Source organism: Chromobacterium sp. W521 (assembly GCF_052805975.1).
On sequence record NZ_JBRBAF010000001.1, the window covers coordinates 412,643 to 428,659 of the forward strand.

A 16,017-nucleotide genomic window follows, 5' to 3' on the forward strand; every position below is an offset into this window, starting at 1 on the left:
CCTAAAACACAAGTTCCGCCGCCGCAGCCTTGTCCTCAACTGCGCGTGGTTTGCTGCGCCAATGTCGCCGCCACGTCCACCAGCTTGCGCGCGTAGCGCGGATCAGTGGCGTAACCGCCGGATTGCAGCGCATGCGCGAAACCATACATGTTCCGTCCCTGGTTCAACGCGCTCTTGTAGCGAGGCGAATCCTTCAGCAGACGGGCATAGTCGCTGAAGGCCTCGGCGTAAGAACCGTAGGCTCGGAATTTTTCCACTCGCTTCTGCGCAACCCCGCCTTCGTATTCGGTAGTCATCACGCTGACCGTGCGCCCCTGCCAATCCCCGCTGGCCTTGATGCCGAACAGGTTATGGCTATTGCTGCCGTCCGGGTGGCGGATCGCCCGCTTGCCCCAGCCGCTTTCCAGCGCCGCATGCGCAACCACGGCTTCAGGCGCCACGCCCAACTGCGCCGCGGCCGTTCGGGCGTGCGGCAACATCTCGGCGGCGAAATCGCGGCCGCCGCCCTTGCCGGCCGCTTCGGCCTTGACCGGAACCGCCGGGGCCGTCAAGGTCAGCGCCGCGCCTGCGATCTGCTGCGCTTCCTGGTAAGCCTGCAAGGCCTTGGCGCCGCCGGCCGGACGCGCGGCCAGTTGCGGGCCGGGAGCGGCGTAAATCGTATGCGTGCTTTTGTCGTCCGGATCAAAATTCGACTGTTTGGCGATCTGGCGATACAGCATGTCGCCCAAGCCCAAACCGCCATTGGAACTCAAGGCCTGAGTCAGTTGCTGGTCGTACAAGCCCTGGTAGGTGCTCAAGCTGTTAGACTCGCCTTCCGGGTCAAACTTGGTCTCGCGCATATTCTTGAGCAAGGTATTCATCAATAAGGCCTCGAACTGAGACGCAACTTGCCGTGCCGCGCCCTTCGGGTCCTTGATCGCCTGTGCCCGCAGCTCATTCAGCTGGCTCGGATCCACAGCCAACTGCCGGTTTAGCAAATCGTTGGCGCTCATGGCGCCCGCATTGATGGACTGAATCGTCATTTCTCGCTCCTGGAATTCATCCAAAAGCAAGATTCGGGCCAGAAAAAAAGACGGCCGCTTGGCCGTCTTTTTCCTTCCCTCGCAAAGCTCAGATGATCTGCAAGTCCGCTTTCAGCGCGCCGGCGGACTTCATCGCCTGCAAAATGGAAATCAGATCTTGAGCATTCGCGCCCAGCGCGTTCAGCGCCGCCACCACTCGCGACAGATTGGCGCCGTTGGGCACGTTGATCAGCTTGCTTCCGGGGGTATTGATGCTGATGTCCGTCTGATTGGTCACCGTGGTCTTGCCTCCGGACAGCGGGTTGGGCTGGCTCACTTGCGGCGTGTTGCTGACGGTCACGGTCAAGTTGCCGTGCGACACCGCGCACGGCGCCAAGGTCACCGCCTGATTCATCACGATGGAGCCGGTACGGGCGTTGATAATGACGGTGGGGGAAACATCTGCCGGGTCGACGGCAATATTTTCCATCTTGGCCAAAAACTGCACGCGCTGGTCCGGATCGAACGGCGCTCGCACTTCGATCAGCCGGCCATCCACCGCTCGCGCAGTGCCCTGCCCAAACGATTTGTTGATGGCCTGCACCACACGGTTGGCGGTAGTGAAGTCGGACTCGCGCAACTCCAGATTGATGAACTCGCCGGAGCCCAGCGCAGTGGGCACTTCGCGCTCCACTGTGGCGCCGGCCGGAATGCGGCCCACGCTAAGCTGATTTATCTGGGCAGAGCTGCCGCCCGCCGAGGCGCCAGCGCCGCCGACAACCACGTTGCCCTGCGCCATCGCGTAGATCTGACCGTCCGCGCCTTTTAGCGGCGACAGCAACAAGGTGCCGCCGCGCAGGCTTTTGGCATCGCCGATCGACGAAGCCGTCACGTCTATCGCCTGCCCCTGCCGCGCAAACGGCGGCAAGGTCGCAGTCAGCGTGACCGCGGCGACGTTCTTGGGATCGAGCTTGGTGCCAGGGGGCACCTGCACGCCCAACTGGTTCAGCATATTGGACATCGCCTGACCGGTAAACGGCGACGAGGTGACCTTGTCGCCGCTGCCATCCAGGCCCACCACCAGGCCATAGCCTATCAGTTGGTTGGGACGCACCCCGCCGACATTGGTCAGATCCTTCAAACGTTGCGCCGCCAAGGCCGGGAACAGCGCCAGCGCCAACAACATCCCTAACATCAATCGCTTCATTTTCCGCCCGCTTTCAGCCCGCCGCGCCCGCCAAGCGGCCGCGCCCGGCCGGTAATCCGTTAAATCGGCAATATACTCATGAAAAACTTGGTGAGCCAGCCCGGCTCATTGTATAGCCGGTGCGTGCCCTTGGTCTGCTGTTCGATGCGGGCGTCCGCCACCTTCAGCGAAGACACGCTGCGATCCGCGCTGATATCGCGCGGGTTGACCACGCCGGACAGGCGGATCGACTCGGTATCGCTGTTCACGCGCACGACCTTCTCGCCGCTGATCGACAGATTGCCGTTGGGCAACACCTCCAACACCGTGACAGTGATGGAGCTGACAAAGGAGGTAGCCACCTTGTTGTCGCCCTTGCCGGTATTGTTGGCCGAGCCCGTGCCGCCAAAATTGGCGCCGGCCAAGCCACCGGCGGCGCCGCTGGGCAGGAAGGGAATCTTGATTCCGGCGTTGATGCTGCTGTTCAGACCCGAAGTGCGGGTATTGGTTGTCTGCTCCGATGCCGACGTGGACGAGTTTTCCTGGATGTTCACCGTCAAGGTGTCGCCAACATAAGCGGGCATCTGGTCCTGAAACAACGGCCGGTAACTGGCTACCTGGAAAATCGACCCATTGGTGGGCATGCTGACCGGCTGCGGTTGCGGACGCGCGCTGGTGGGTTGCTGCACAAGCGGCGGCTCCTGGGTCACGCAAGCGCTTAGTAGTGCGGCCAGCATCGCCGCTATCGCCATCGCCTTCATCAAACACCTCGTCAATTCAAATCTCGATCGGCCGCCTTCCACCGGCGGCCCGCTTCCGCTTACAGCTGGCTCAGTTTCTGCAGCATCTGGTCCGCAGTGGTGATCGCCCGCGAGTTCATTTCAAACGCGCGCTGCGCAGTGATCATATTGACCAGCTCCTCGGTGACGTTAACGTTGGACGCCTCCACGAAACCAGAGCGCACCGCGCCTCGGGTATCGGTCTGCGGATCCCCATCCTGCGGATCGCCGGAGGATGCGGACTGCAAATACAGGTTGTTGCCCACGCTCTCCAGGCCCTGCGGGTTGATGAAGGTGGTGAGCTGGATGGTGCCCGCGGTTTGCGCCGCCGGGTTATTGGGCAAAAAGTACTGCACCACGCCGGCAGTGGACACCGTAATCTGGTTGGCGGTGCCGGGGATGTTGATATTGGGATTCAGCGGATAGCCGTCCGGATTCACCACGTCGCCGTTGGAGTTGCGCTTGAACTCGCCGTTTCGGGTATAAGCGGTGGTGCCGTCCGGCAGCTGGATGCGGAAGAAGCCCTCGCCGGCGATCGCCATGTCCAGCGGCTGCCCGGTCTGAGTCATATTCCCCTGGGAGTGGATGCGGGCGGTGGCTACCGCCGCCGAGCCGGTCCCCACCTGCAGACCGGTGGGCGTGGTGTTGCCGTTGGCCAACTGCGCGCCGGGCTGACGCAAGGTCTGGTAATACAAGTCCTCGAAAATGCCGCGGCTGCGCTTGAAACCCACGGTGTTGACGTTAGCCAGGTTATTGGACACCACATCCAGTTGAAACTGGCTGGAATCCATGCCGGTCTTGGCGATGTACAGTGCGCGCATCATGGCTTGTTTACCTCGTCTCCAGAACCGCGCAGCCTCTACCGGGCCGCCGCGGCGAAATCTTGTCTTATTGGTTTAACCGTTTGTGGACAACAACTGAGCCGCCTGCTGATCGCCTTGCTGCGCGGTCTGCATCAATCGGACGTTGAGGTCGTACTGGCGGGCGTGGGAGATCATCTGCACCAGGCTTTCCACCGAATTGACGTTACTGGCCTCCAGCATTTCCGGCACCAGCTTGACGTTGGCGTCGGCTGCCGCGTTGCCGCCGCCGTTGATGCGAAACAGACCGTCCTCGCCCTTGTACACGTCCTTGGGGCCGGGGTTGACCATCTTGATCTGCCCGACCAGCTGCGGCGTGCGCACCACGCCGGACAGCGGAATCGCCATGACCGAACCATCTTCGCCCAATTGAATGCGGGAACCTGTAGGGACAACGATGGGGCCGCCGTCGCCCATGATGGGGAGGCCGGAGCGGGTGCGCATCATGCCGGTGGCGTCGAGCACATAGCCGCCGTCGCGCGTATAGGCTTCGGCGCCGTCCGGCGCCTGTACCGCGAAGAAGCCCTTGGAACCGATGGCGAAGTCGCTGGCGTTGCCCGTGTGCATCAAGCTGCCCTGGCTCAGGTCGTGGCCCACGGTGTTGTCCACCACATAGGTCCTCGTCGGCGCGCCCTCGCCCACCACCGGCAAGGCGCGGAACGCCACCACGTCGGCCTTAAAGCCGTTGGTGTGCACATTGGCCAGATTGTTGGCGGTGGTGGCTTGCTGCCACATCACGTGCTTGGCGCCGTTCATCGCCAGGTAAAGCATTCTATCCATCGCGCGCGCTCAGCTCATCAGATGTTCAGCAAGGTCTGCACCAGGGTGTCCTGGGTTTTGATGGTCTGCGCATTGGCCTGGTAATAGCGCTGCGCGGTAATCATATTGACCAGCTCCGAGGTCAGGTCGACGTTGGAATCTTCCACCGCGCCGGCCTGAATGGTGCCGGTATTGCCCGCCCCGGGCGCGTTGTAGGAAGCAATGCCGGAATCGTAAGTCTGCGCCCACAGATTATTGCCCTTGGACTGCAAACCTTGCGGATTGATGAAGTTGGCGAGAGCAACCTGACCTATGGTTTTGGTCTGTCCGTTGGTATACGTCGCCTGAATGATGCCCGAGGACGAAATATTGATGCCCTTCAGATTGCCAGGAGCGGAACCGTCGATGATAGGCGGAGTGGTCACGCCGAAGTTCTGCCCCACCTGAGTGGACCCGGTAAAGCTGAAGGCCACGGTCTGCGGCACCGCCGAACCGTTGAGCGGGTTGGGGGAAAAATTGATGTTGAACGGTCCGGGCGTGGTCAGCACGCCGGAGGTGTTGAAAGTCAGCGAGAAATTGTTGCTGTTGGGCGGCGTGTTATTGGCCGGATTGCCGTCGACATAAGCGGTCGCGGTCCAGGTTCGGCCGGTGGCGGTGGGCGCGCCGGCGACATAGTACATGGTCACCTGATGCGGATTGCCCAGCGAATCGTATACCGTATTGGTGTTCGACCAGTTATAGGAGGATGAATTGGTCGGGTCCAGCGGCGTAACGGTCGGCACCGTGCTGCGAGAATCCAGATTGACGCCGAGGGTGGCCTTGGTGGTGGCCTGCGGCGACACCAAGTTGGAGTTCAGCTGTATTTTGCTCACCGGCCCCTGAGTGATGTTGCCTGCGGCGTCCGCCTGCCAGCCCTGCAGGAAGTTGCCGTTATTGACCACATACCCCTGATTGTTGATCTGGAATTGGCCATTGCGGGTATAGGACAAGGTGCCGTCCGGCTGGGCCACGGTGAAAAAGCCGCCGTTGTTGATCGCCAAGTCAAGGCTGCGGCCGGTGGTGGTCACGTTGCCGTTGCTCATGTTCTGCGTCACCGCGGCCACCTTGACGCCAATGCCCGGCGTAGTGGTGGCGATGCCGTACAAGGTATTGCCGTACATGTCGGCAAACTCCGTGCGCGAACTCTTGAAGCCCACGGTGTTGGCGTTGGCTACGTTGTTGCCGATGGTATCCAGTTGGGTGGAGGCGGCGTTCAAGCCGCTCAAACCTTGTTGAAAGCCCATGATGTCAGTCCTTGAAGTCGAATGAGGTCAGCAGGATCAGGCGGTCATTTGCGCCACGTCGCCCAACTGGGCACGGCTGCCGTCCGGCAGCACCAGCTCGGGAATGCCCTGATCCCAGGCCACTGCGGTTACTGTCTGCGTGTTGTAGGCCACGGCCTTGGTGCTGCCGTTGGCGCTGGCTTGCGTCACGTCGGCGCTAAAGCTGTATTTGCCGGCCGGCACCACTTCGCCCTTGTCGTTCTTGCCGTCCCAGCTGAAGGTGTTGACGCCGGCCACCGGCTTGTCGATGGTCATGGTGCGGACCACATTGCCGTTGGCGTCCTTGACGCTGACTTTCACCGTCTGCGCCGGGCCGTTCAGCAACACGCCGGCCGGGGTGGTGCCGCCATCCGGCGGCTTGGGCAGGCTGCTGCCGGCCACCAGCACTTTTTTGCCTATCATGCTGGACGCCATCAGCGACTGTGACGCCGCCTGCGCGCCGATCAGCGCCTGCATAGACTGGTTCAGCTGCTGAATGCCGCCTACCTGGCTGATCTGCGCCATCTGGGACGTCATCTGGCTGTTGTCCATCGGATTCATCGGATCTTGGGAACGCATCTGAGCCACGAACAGTTTCAGAAAAGTGCTCTGAATGTCGTTGGCGCTGGAGCCGACCACGCCGGAATTGCTCTTGCTGCCGTTGACGCTGCTGTTCGGGTTGGTCTGAGTCTGACTATTCAGTACGTCATAAGGATTTGCGCTAGCCATTGCCGTTACTCCTCTCGCCTCACTGGCCCAGCTGCAGCACTTTCTGCTGCAGCGTCTTGGCCGTATTCATGATTTCGACATTGTTCTGATAGGCGCGGGAGGCGGCGATCATGTCGGCCATCTCCTCCACCGGGTTCACATTGGGCATCGTCACGTAGCCGCGCTGGTCGGCCAGCGGATTGCCCGGGTCGTACTTGAGCCGCGGCGGGGTCTGGTCTTCTACCACCGCGGTCACGCGCACGCCGGCCACCTGCGGCTGCGCGGCCGTCACCGGGATCGCGGTGAACACCGCGTGACGCCCCTTGTAGGGTTCGCCGGTGGAGCTGGTCGAACTTTCCGCGTTGGCGATATTGCTCGCCACCAGGCTGAGGCGCATCGACTGCGCCGACATCGCCGAACCGGAAATGGCAAACACATTGGACAAAGACATCAGCTATTGCCTCCCTGGCCCTGGATCGCCGAACTCAGGCCGCTGATCCGCTTGTTCAGAAAAGTCAGCGTCGACTGGAAGCGGACCGCGTTGTCGGCGAAAGCCGCGCGCTCCACGTCCATGTCCACGGTGTTGCCGTCCACGCTGGGCTGCACCGCCGCGCGGTATTGCAGGGCGGCGCCGTTGTTTCCCGCGCCGCCGGCGCCTGCAAGATGCCGGGCATCGGTCAGATTCATCGCCAAACGACCCTGCGCATCCGTTTGCGCCTGCAAGGCCTTGCCGAAGTCGAAATCCACCGCTTTGTAGTTAGGGGTTTCGTCATTGGCGATATTGCTGGCCAGCACCTCGGTGCGATAGGCCCGCAAATTCAGCGCTCGCTGCTGAAAGTCGAAATGTTTGGCGATTTTGTCTAGCATGTCAGCCTCCTTGAGGCGACGTTAAAGCAGGAAGCGTGCCAAGCCACCGAACCCCGACAGCCCTTTGATTTTCCTGAGCAATACGCCACGCCCTCGGCCGCAGCGGCCCAAACGGCAACAATGAGCGGCAAGATTTGCCGCCTCCGGCCCAAGCGACAGATTTTGCTTGCCGCACCGCGCAATTCGTGCCAAACCAACATAAGAACCATTGAAGACGCGCCCGGGATCGCCGACACTTACGCATTGGCCGGCGGTCGCGGACGGCTTTGACAAAATAGAGAATACAGGCGGGGGAAGAGGCATGCTGGAAGTACAACATTTAATCATCTCGCTGGCTGAGCCTTCGCATGTGCAGGCGCAGATCATCAGCAAGGCGCTGGGGGAGATGGGCATCTCCAAAGTGGAGGTCCACCCCAACGGCGAAGCGCTGCTCAGCCGTGCGCGCGAGTCGCGCCCCGACTTAGTGATCAGCGCCTATTACCTGCCGGACATGACGGGCCAGCAGTTACTGCAACAGATGCGCGAAAGCGCCGACCTCAGCGGCATGCCTTTCATTCTGGTTTCCAGCGAAACCAATCCGGAACGGCTGGAACCCATCCGCCAGGCGGGCAGCCTGGGCATCCTGCCCAAGCCCTTCACCAACGGCCAACTGGACGAGGTGCTGGCCAACGCGCTGGACTTCATCAACACCGAGAGCCTGGCCATGGAGGTGGACACGGATCTGGCCAATGTCCAGGTGTTGATCGTAGACGACAGCCATACCTCGCGCCGCCATGTGCGCGCCGTGCTGGAGCGACTGGGCTTCGAACACTTCACCGAAGCCGCCAGCGGGACCGACGCGCTGCCGCTGCTGGAGAGCGAAAGCTTTCAGCTGATCATTGTCGACTACCACATGCCCGGCATGGATGGCTGCGAACTGGCTCGCCACATCCGACAAAACAGCACTCAGGGGCGCACCCCCATCCTGATGATCACCAGCGAGACCGATCACGACCGGCTGGCCGAAGTGGAGGCGGCCGGCGTCTCGGCCTGCTGCGACAAGCCCTTCTCTACCAACAAGCTAAGAGACACCATCCGCGAACTGCTGCAGGAATACTGAGAATCTGTTCAAAGCCCTTGCTCGCGAGACTTTGAACAGACCCTAAGCCGCTCTTTCTTACTTGGGCGCCACCCACACTAGCCGCGAATTGGCCTTGGCCTCGCCAAACGCCTGCCGCCGCCAGTAACCCTGAGTCGCGTAAGCCTGCGCGGCGTCCAGCTCGGGAATGCGGCAGAAGCTCACCTCGCTGAAGCCGGCCTTCAGCAATTGGCTGCGGCCGCGCTGCCGAGTTTTGGCGCAAGTCGGCGCGCCGGCCTGCTCCACCCATGACTCCGGCGCACCCGACTGCCAGGACAGCTCTCTCTCCAGCTTGGGCTGAGTCATCATGGCAAGGCCATTGAGCACCGCGGCCAACAAGGCTTGCCAACGCTCCGCCACCTCCGTTATCTGCGGCGCCAGTTCGCCCGGATAGGTGACCAGCAAAGCTTCCACCGCGTCGGACTCATGCAGCCATTGCGCGGCGTCGCGCGAAAACCCCTCCTCCACCAAGGTCAGCAGCAAGGCCTTGCGCTCCGGCTGATGCGAGACGAAAGCCCCGCCGCCTCCGGGCACATGTAGAAAGAAGGCGTCGGCCGGCAAATTCAGCGTATCCGGCAATTGCGAGGGCAGCCGAGTGTGGGCCAAGGCCCGCACCAAGCCGTCGTCCAGATGGGAAATCACGCGGCCATGACGGGCGAAACAGCCCCAGGACTCCGCCAAAGCCAGTTCAGCGACGATGGTCTGCTGTTTCACTGCAAATACCTGGGCGGCGCGCTCCAGTTCGCGCTTGATCACTTCCTTCATTTCCTTGCGCGCCGCGGACGGCTGCAAGGCCTGAACATACAACTGGCTGACGCGCTTGGCCCAAGGACGGGAGGCCGCATAACGCTGCACGGCATACATCATTCCCTACTCCTTTCCTGAAACAAAAAAGGGCGCATTGTAACAAAGCGCCCCCGCGTCCCCAAGCCGCGAGCCGGCCTCACCCATCGCCGCCCCTCTTGCCCGCCGGGCGGACCCGGCTTTCCGCAATGCCTGAATACAGCCACTGCCGGAAATGATTCAAGGTCATCGGCTTGCCAAAATAAAAGCCCTGTAAATACTCGAAGCCCTTCACATTCAGATAGCTTTGCTGACCCTGGGTCTCCACCCCTTTCACAATGACCTGCACCCCCATTTCATTGGAGGATAAAAGCAGGCCATCCAAAATATTCCCTTTCAGGCTGTCCTGGCCCAAGGCCGACACGTAACCTTTCTCAACCTTCAGATAGTCAAAGCCCCAACGGCTCAGATAAGCCTTGTCGGCATAGCCGGCGCCAAAGTCGTCCAAGGCCAGCCTCACACCCATCTGCCGTAAGCCGTTGATCACCTTTTGCGCGCCGGAAGCCTCTTGCAATGGAGCCCTCTCCGACACCTCCAGCACCAGTTGAGCCTGCTTTTCACGCAATAGATTAACCAGCGGACGGCAATCTTCCAGCAGTTCGGGCAAAGCCAGGTGATCGGTAGAGATATTGACCCCAACCATAAAACCGGGGGGCAATACGATCTGCTTCAACTCCTCGGCCACCCTCCGCAGCATGTAGCGCGTCAGCGGCACAATCATGCCGGCCTCAATCGCGGTCTGAATGAAGAGTTCAGAGCGCACATTGCCCTGCACCGGGTGCCGCCAGCGCGCCAGCACCTCCACTCCGACGCATTCGCCGCTGGCCGCGGTGACGATGGGCTGGTAATGGGCGAAAAACTCTTTTTGCCGAATCCCCTCGGATATCTCCCACCCCGTCGCCTTGCGCCCGCCGGAACCGCGGCGCGCTCCCCAAGCCACGCCGCCCCCTAAGGCTGCGGCCGCCAACAAAGCCAACCATTGAGTTTGCAGCGCCAATAAGGGCGCGGCCGCCCACTGCGGCGCCGCCAGCACGCCTATGCGCGCCGGCGCGGACGGCACCCACGCCACCTCTCCGCCCGTGTCCGCTCCCTGATCCCTCACCTCGCCGTTGGCGGCCAGCGCCCGCCGCCCGGCCAGCAAGCTCACTTTCAAACCATCACGCTCGGCCAACGCCAATTGAGCCACCAAGGGCCCTGCGTCCAACTCAATCACCCCTGCGGCATGCCCCAACCGCAACCCCGGCAACAGCTGGCCATTGCCGGCCGGCAACAAGCTCGCCCCATTCTCAAACCCTGCCGCCCCCTCCGAAACGCCGCGCCGGGAAGCACACTGCGCGCCGCCGGCGCCGCGCGCCAAGGCGAAGCGCGCCAGCGACGTGCGCTGAACCAATTCAGCCAAAGCCTGGGTTTGAGCGCGGCAATCCGGCTCCGGCGGCGGCAGCCCGTCCAATCGCGTCAGCGCGGCGAACGCGGGCGACAACTGCCAGGTCAGCTGCCCGACAACCAACTCGGCCCTCTCCCTGGCCGCCGACTGCATCCGCCACGCCGTCAACGCCAGCGCCAAGACCATCGTCAGCGCCAAGGCCAAACCGACGCAAACGGCATAGGCTGCGCCAGAGGAACTGGACATCAGCCAAGCATGCGTCCGGTCCGTGCTTGCGAATCTGTTCTTTCCACTCATTGCCAGCCCTCAACGAAGGTGTCACGCATGGCCCGTCATCGTTGAAGTGTAGTTAGAACCTCGCAAATCTCCACAAGCCAACGCCACGCTTCCGGAGCCGAATCCTCACCCGCCATCGCGGGCGGGCGACAGCTTTTTTGGAAAACCGTCACGGCAAGCGGCAAACAATCAAATACTTAGCCGGCATGTTTTTAAAAAACAGTTGTAAAGCTGTCCGATTTACCGTATAGTCCGGCCTCTTGTGTTTCCACCGGGCACTCCAAACCACGCCTCAGCCCGAGTGAGATTGCTTCATCGTCCCTGACCATTTCCAGGCTTCGTCCACGCTTATAATGTCGCATCAGACTGGACCGCTGTTCGCCGCTTGTCAGGTTAGTGCCGATGATTTACGGCTTAAAGGCGCCGTATAACCGACCGCCACCAACCTGGCTATTAAGTGACGCCGGCAGTAACCGGCCTGAAAGGACATCATGCATTTTTCCGATCTGGGCATCGCCCCGACCATCCTGCGCGCTCTGGAAGCCGCCGGCTATTCTTCCCCTACCGAAGTACAGGCTCAAGCCGTGCCCGCCGCCATCGCTGGCCGCGACCTGCTGGTATCCGCCCAAACCGGTAGCGGCAAGACCGCAGCCTTCCTGCTGCCGGCGCTGACCAAGCTGTCCGAACGCTCCACCGGCAAGGGCCAGGGCCCGCGCGTGCTGGTATTGTGCCCAACCCGCGAACTGGCTCAGCAAGTGGAAAAGAACGCGCTGGAATACGGCAAGGACCTGCGCTGGATGAAGACCGCCTGCTTGGTAGGCGGCGCATCCTTCGGCTACCAAACCCGAGCGCTGTCGCGCCCCATCGACCTGATCGTGGCTACGCCCGGCCGTCTGATGGATCACATGCGCTCCGGCCGCATCGATTTTTCGCGCCTGGAAATGCTGGTGCTGGACGAAGCTGACCGCATGTTGGACATGGGCTTCATCGAAGACATCGAGACCATTGTCAAAGCCACTCCGGACACCCGCCAGACCGTGCTGTTCTCCGCCACGCTGGACGGCACCGTAGGCCGCATGGCTGAAAAGATGACCCGCGATCCGCAGCGCATCGAAATTGCCCGCACCGAAACCTCGGGCGGCACCATCGAAGAACACCTGCTGTACGCCGACGATCTGAACCACAAGCATCGTCTGCTGGATCACATTCTGAAAGAGTCCGGCTTCGACCAGTGCGTGATTTTCTCCGCCACCAAAGCCTACTCCGAAGAACTGGCCGACAAGTTGTCCGACCAGGGCTATTCCGCCGCCTGCCTGCACGGCGACATGCCGCAAAGCTGGCGCAACCGCACGCTGAACGATCTGCGTCGCGGCCGTATCAAGATCCTGGTGGCTACCGATGTGGCCGCCCGCGGCATCGACGTGCCCACCATCACCCATGTGGTGAACTTCGACCTGCCGAAACAAGCTGAAGACTACGTGCACCGCATCGGCCGCACCGGTCGCGCCGGCCGCGACGGCACCGCCATCACCCTGGCGGAGTCCAAGGAGTTCCACAAGGTTCGCCGCATCGAGCAATACCTGAAGCGTCAAATCACCGAAGGCGTGATCGAAGGCATGGAACCGACCCGTCGCCCGCCGAAAGGCCCGCGCCGCAACACCAGCGGCAAAGGCGGCTACGGTGATCGCCGTCCGGGCAGCGGCGGCGGTCGCGGCGGCTACGGCAATCGTCGCGAAGGCGGCTACCAAGGCCAGCGCCGCGAAGGCGGTTATCAGGGCAACCGCGGCCCGCGCAGCACCCAACAGCAGTAAACGCAGGCCGCCCCCGGCAACGGGGGCGCCGCAACAGAACGCCATCGGCTTGCCGATGGCGTTTCACATTTCAGCCTTCATTCGCCCGCCGGCGCAAAGCCAAGGCCAGAAACAGCCAGGCGCCATGCGGCAACCATTGTTCCGTCCAACGCCAGGATTGGCCGATATCGGTTTCTTTTGGGCTCAGAAAAGCAATACCTTCATCCGCGCCCGGCGCGGCGGTAATCCCATTGCACACTCCTCCGCAGGCATTGTAATAGCCCGGCTCATAGCGCGGATTATTACGACCCCAGCCCTGCAGCATGCAAACGTCGAAGGGATTGCGCCCCAAAATCCAGTCCAGCGCTCCCTGGGCATAAGCCCGCAGGGGCTCGCCCTCCTCTGGCGACTCCTGTTGCGCCAGGCCGCAGGCCGCCGCCGCCAGCGAGGCCAGCCGCGCATTTTCCCCCTGCCACCAGTAGCCGCTGCCATTCTGCTGCGGCATGAAAAAGCGCGCCACGCCCTCCTCGCCGTTGCGGGCCACCCATTGCCGCGGATAAGCGAAAGGGTTTCCCGCCGCCGCCGTCAGCGTCATTTCCGCCTCCATCCCGCGCCGGACCGCCCGTCGCGCATCGCTCGCCAGCGGCGACGCCGGCAATACCGCGGCGAAGCGCAGCAAGGCCAGATAAGGCAGGCCGGCTTCGACCGCGTGAAAATAGCTATGCCGCCGCTGCGCGTCCATCCAGAAACGACCGGCCTCGTCCTGCTGCGCCAACATGCGCCGCGCGCGGCGGTCGGCGGCATCGGCGAACACCGGCTCGCCGCTAGCCGCGTATAGTTCGCAGGCGGCCAACAGCGCGCAGTAATCGTCGATCAGGTTTTCACAGCCATCGTCCAGATAACGCGCATTGTATTGCTGCAGATGGGCGAAGCCGCGCCGCGCCGCGGCCAGATAATCGCCACGGCCGAACTCACCGTCGCGCGGCAGTTCCGCAGCGCGCGCCAGCGCGGCGATCGCCAGGCCTCCCCCCTGGCGAAAACCGGCCTGGAAGGCGCCTGATCTGACACCGCGCTGAGTGGTGAAAGCACACAGCTCGCGCTGCTCCGGCGCCTTGCTCCAGCCATCGAACAAGGTCATGTAGAAAAAGCCGGACGAGTGCTGCATGCGCAACAGAAAATCCGCTCCGTGCAAAGCCTCGTCCACCATGCGCTCGTCGAACCAGCGCGGCTGCGGCGGCAAAGCGTCGCGGCCCGCCATCAGGCACCAGGTCAGCAGCGGCGTCTGCTGAGGATTCATGAAGTTGGCGTAGGATAGATGGGACAGGTATTTGGAACAGTCGCCGGAAGCGTCGAACCAACCGCCGCGCGCATCCCGCCGCGCCTCTCCGCCCCACTCCGGCGCGGTTCGATCCGCCTGGTCGTAAAGACCGGTGCAACGCTGCGACTTAAAATAATGCAACAGATCGGACAGCATCTGGCTGCCCAGGCAATCAGGCCCCACCTCGAACTCGTGACTGATCACCGGCGGCGCGCTGTCCCGTAACCACAGCCGGTAACGTCCCGGCTGCGTCCAGCCGCTGAAATCCGCCAGCCAGTAGTGCCATTCCGGCCAGCCCTCCGCCATGCCCTGCGGCCTCAAGGGAATGTCGGCCGCGATCCGTCCCTCCCCATCCAACAAGGCTAGCGTCGCAGGCCCAGCCCCGGCAGGCGCTTGCAACAAGGCCTGCTTGGGCGCTTGGGGTTCAAAACCAACATGATTCAGCAGAATCTTCATGGCGCGTCTCCCGGCTAATAAGTAAATCGTTTTGCCTTAATGACGGGCAATATTTACGCGCCGAGACGTCCAGGTCAAGCCATTGACATAAAAAGACGCCGCATCAAACCTTGAGCAGCACTTCGTACTGCGGATTGAATTCATCAAAGATGGGCAGCGCCGCCGCGCCCAGCGCCACCGTGTCGCGGCCGGCGCTCCCCAGCAGCACGCGCGGGCCGCAGCTTTGCCGGATAGACCCCGGCAGCGGATGCAGCCGTTGCTCCAGTTGCTCTAGCAAGGCTGGCGGCAGGAAACCGCCTATCACCACCGCCTCAATATCCAACAGGCTCTCCAGGATATTGATCGCCTGGCGTAGCGGCGGCGCGGCGGTGGCCAGCCAGCGTTCCATGCCGTAGCAGATCTCCGGCGTCGGCCGCTCCAGGCTGAGCGCAGCCAGCTCGGCGTCGTCGGCCAGCCCCAAGGTTTCGTACAATGCGCGCAGCGATACATAACGCTCCAGACAGCCATGGTTGCCGCAATCGCAAGGCCTTCCATCCGGCATCACGATCATGTGGCCGATCTCGCCTGCGTTGTGGCGGACGCCCGCGTACAGCCTCCCATCCAGAAACAAGCCCGCGCCCAGCCCGGCGCCGATGAACAGATAAACGAAATTGCGCAGCGCGGCGGCGCGGCCGTACAGCCGCTCCCCGATGGCCGCGGCGGTAGCGTCCTTTTCAAGCAAGACCGGCAGATCCAGCCTGCGCTCCAATTGCACCGCCGCATCCACCTCTTCCCAGCCCGGCAAGGTGGTAGGGCCCACCGAACTCATGCCCTCAACGCCGAACGGACCCGGCATCACCAGTCCCAAGCCCAATACCCGCCCCCAGTCTATTCCGGAGTCCGCGCGCAACCGGCCCACCACCTCTTCGATCAAGGGCAGAGCCAGCTGCGGATCCGGCCGCTGCACCGGCGCCTCCACCCGCGCGCGGCATTGCCCGGCCAGGTCCACCGCTACCGCGATCAGCGACTGGGTATCCAACTGAATGCCCAGCGAGTAGGCGCCGTCGGGATTGATGCTCAGCGGTATCGCCGGCTGGCCGCGCGCTCCTTCGCGCATCGGCTCCCCCGCCAACAACATGCCGCCGTCCAGCAATTCCGCCGCGATATTGGACACCGTTTGCGGCGTCAACGCGGTCAGCCGAGCCACCTCGGCGCGGGTCAGCTGCCCGTTCAGGCGTATGGTTTCTATCACCGCGCGGCGGTTGTGCGCGCGGGCGTGTTCCAGATTGGTCCCCGCCACCGTGCGCGAGTCCCGACCTGCGGGAATGGATTTCATGGAGGCAGTATGGCGACCCGGCACAGGGCGGACAAGCGCGCCGGCAAGGCCTGTTGC

The 16,017-nt window shown here is 62.6% G+C and carries 15 protein-coding genes; 2 read left to right on the plus strand and 13 right to left on the minus strand.

The genetic code is table 11. The features are described from left to right. Positions 1-35 precede the first annotated feature (35 nt). From flgJ to flgB, 9 genes are all read right to left on the minus strand, one after another. Positions 36-1,022 carry a flagellar assembly peptidoglycan hydrolase FlgJ gene (gene flgJ, locus ACUXV1_RS01970; protein ID WP_446014231.1) on the minus strand — a complete coding sequence of 329 codons (987 nt, stop codon included), beginning with the start codon at positions 1,020-1,022 and terminating at the stop codon, positions 36-38. 88 nt (positions 1,023-1,110) lie between these two features. After that, positions 1,111-2,208 carry a flagellar basal body P-ring protein FlgI gene (locus ACUXV1_RS01975; RefSeq protein WP_043631131.1) on the minus strand — a complete coding sequence of 366 codons (1,098 nt, stop codon included), beginning with the start codon at positions 2,206-2,208 and terminating at the stop codon, positions 1,111-1,113. 59 nt (positions 2,209-2,267) lie between these two features. Then, a complete protein-coding gene (locus tag ACUXV1_RS01980; protein ID WP_446014230.1) occupies positions 2,268-2,963 on the minus strand; it encodes a flagellar basal body L-ring protein FlgH in 696 nt (231 codons plus the stop codon). A 44-nt stretch (positions 2,964-3,007) separates the two neighbouring features. Then, a complete protein-coding gene (gene flgG / locus ACUXV1_RS01985; protein WP_043593001.1) occupies positions 3,008-3,790 on the minus strand; it encodes a flagellar basal-body rod protein FlgG in 783 nt (260 codons plus the stop codon). Positions 3,791-3,862: 72 nt separating this feature from the next. Further along, complete coding sequence (locus ACUXV1_RS01990) at positions 3,863-4,606, minus strand: flagellar basal body rod protein FlgF (protein WP_039754246.1); 744 nt, start codon at positions 4,604-4,606, stop codon at positions 3,863-3,865. Between the two features lie 17 nt (positions 4,607-4,623). Further along, positions 4,624-5,868, minus strand: coding sequence for a flagellar hook protein FlgE (flgE, locus tag ACUXV1_RS01995; RefSeq protein WP_043631129.1), 1,245 nt, complete (start codon positions 5,866-5,868; stop codon positions 4,624-4,626). A gap of 36 nt (positions 5,869-5,904) precedes the next feature. Next, positions 5,905-6,615, minus strand: a complete 711-nt coding sequence (locus ACUXV1_RS02000) for a flagellar hook assembly protein FlgD (RefSeq protein WP_019102823.1) — start codon at positions 6,613-6,615, stop codon at positions 5,905-5,907. Positions 6,616-6,634: 19 nt separating this feature from the next. Beyond that, complete coding sequence (gene flgC / locus ACUXV1_RS02005; RefSeq protein WP_043631128.1) at positions 6,635-7,045, minus strand: flagellar basal body rod protein FlgC; 411 nt, start codon at positions 7,043-7,045, stop codon at positions 6,635-6,637. Next, positions 7,045-7,461 carry a flagellar basal body rod protein FlgB gene (gene flgB / locus ACUXV1_RS02010; protein WP_043631126.1) on the minus strand — a complete coding sequence of 139 codons (417 nt, stop codon included), beginning with the start codon at positions 7,459-7,461 and terminating at the stop codon, positions 7,045-7,047. The genes flgC and flgB overlap by 1 nt, the downstream gene beginning before the upstream one ends. A gap of 301 nt (positions 7,462-7,762) precedes the next feature. Here flgB and ACUXV1_RS02015 point away from each other — a divergent pair, with 301 nt between their 5' ends. Then, the gene (locus ACUXV1_RS02015; protein WP_043631123.1) at positions 7,763-8,560 is read left to right on the plus strand and encodes a response regulator; all 798 of its coding nucleotides are present in this window, start codon (positions 7,763-7,765) and stop codon (positions 8,558-8,560) included. 57 nt (positions 8,561-8,617) lie between these two features. Here ACUXV1_RS02015 and ACUXV1_RS02020 read toward each other — a convergent pair whose 3' ends face one another. Further along, the gene (locus ACUXV1_RS02020; RefSeq protein WP_114155078.1) at positions 8,618-9,445 is read right to left on the minus strand and encodes a hypothetical protein; all 828 of its coding nucleotides are present in this window, start codon (positions 9,443-9,445) and stop codon (positions 8,618-8,620) included. Between the two features lie 76 nt (positions 9,446-9,521). Further along, positions 9,522-11,051 (minus strand): EAL domain-containing protein, encoded by a 1,530-nt coding sequence (locus ACUXV1_RS02025; protein WP_446014229.1) that lies wholly within the window; start codon positions 11,049-11,051, stop codon positions 9,522-9,524. Between the two features lie 521 nt (positions 11,052-11,572). On the opposite strand from ACUXV1_RS02025, the gene ACUXV1_RS02030 reads away from it, so the two are divergent. Further along, positions 11,573-12,892: a DEAD/DEAH box helicase gene (locus ACUXV1_RS02030; RefSeq protein WP_043631116.1), complete on the plus strand. Its 1,320-nt coding sequence runs from the start codon at positions 11,573-11,575 to the stop codon at positions 12,890-12,892. A gap of 70 nt (positions 12,893-12,962) precedes the next feature. On the opposite strand, the gene ACUXV1_RS02035 is transcribed toward ACUXV1_RS02030, so the two are convergent. Continuing rightward, on the minus strand, positions 12,963-14,645 hold the full coding sequence (locus tag ACUXV1_RS02035) for a glycoside hydrolase family 9 protein (protein ID WP_446014228.1): 1,683 nt from the start codon (positions 14,643-14,645) through the stop codon (positions 12,963-12,965). Positions 14,646-14,748: 103 nt separating this feature from the next. Beyond that, complete coding sequence (locus tag ACUXV1_RS02040) at positions 14,749-15,960, minus strand: ROK family transcriptional regulator (RefSeq protein WP_446014227.1); 1,212 nt, start codon at positions 15,958-15,960, stop codon at positions 14,749-14,751. Between the last annotated feature and the right edge of the window lie 57 nt (positions 15,961-16,017).

Bases quoted from the DNA above. Each gene is read 5' to 3' on its own strand.
- ACUXV1_RS02015 (WP_043631123.1), top strand. From the start codon at position 7,763: ATGCTGGAAGTACAACATTTAATCATCTCGCTGGCTGAGCCTTCGCAT.
- flgJ (WP_446014231.1), bottom strand. From the start codon at position 1,022: ATGACGATTCAGTCCATCAATGCGGGCGCCATGAGCGCCAACGATTTG.
- flgE (WP_043631129.1), bottom strand. From the start codon at position 5,868: ATGGGCTTTCAACAAGGTTTGAGCGGCTTGAACGCCGCCTCCACCCAA.
- ACUXV1_RS02030 (WP_043631116.1), top strand. From the start codon at position 11,573: ATGCATTTTTCCGATCTGGGCATCGCCCCGACCATCCTGCGCGCTCTG.
- flgC (WP_043631128.1), bottom strand. From the start codon at position 7,045: ATGTCTTTGTCCAATGTGTTTGCCATTTCCGGTTCGGCGATGTCGGCG.
- ACUXV1_RS01975 (WP_043631131.1), bottom strand. From the start codon at position 2,208: ATGAAGCGATTGATGTTAGGGATGTTGTTGGCGCTGGCGCTGTTCCCG.
- ACUXV1_RS02025 (WP_446014229.1), bottom strand. From the start codon at position 11,051: ATGTCCAGTTCCTCTGGCGCAGCCTATGCCGTTTGCGTCGGTTTGGCC.
- flgG (WP_043593001.1), bottom strand. From the start codon at position 3,790: ATGATGCGCGCACTGTACATCGCCAAGACCGGCATGGATTCCAGCCAG.
- ACUXV1_RS02020 (WP_114155078.1), bottom strand. From the start codon at position 9,445: ATGATGTATGCCGTGCAGCGTTATGCGGCCTCCCGTCCTTGGGCCAAG.
- ACUXV1_RS02040 (WP_446014227.1), bottom strand. From the start codon at position 15,960: ATGAAATCCATTCCCGCAGGTCGGGACTCGCGCACGGTGGCGGGGACC.
- flgB (WP_043631126.1), bottom strand. From the start codon at position 7,461: ATGCTAGACAAAATCGCCAAACATTTCGACTTTCAGCAGCGAGCGCTG.
- ACUXV1_RS01990 (WP_039754246.1), bottom strand. From the start codon at position 4,606: ATGGATAGAATGCTTTACCTGGCGATGAACGGCGCCAAGCACGTGATG.
- ACUXV1_RS02035 (WP_446014228.1), bottom strand. From the start codon at position 14,645: ATGAAGATTCTGCTGAATCATGTTGGTTTTGAACCCCAAGCGCCCAAG.
- ACUXV1_RS02000 (WP_019102823.1), bottom strand. From the start codon at position 6,615: ATGGCTAGCGCAAATCCTTATGACGTACTGAATAGTCAGACTCAGACC.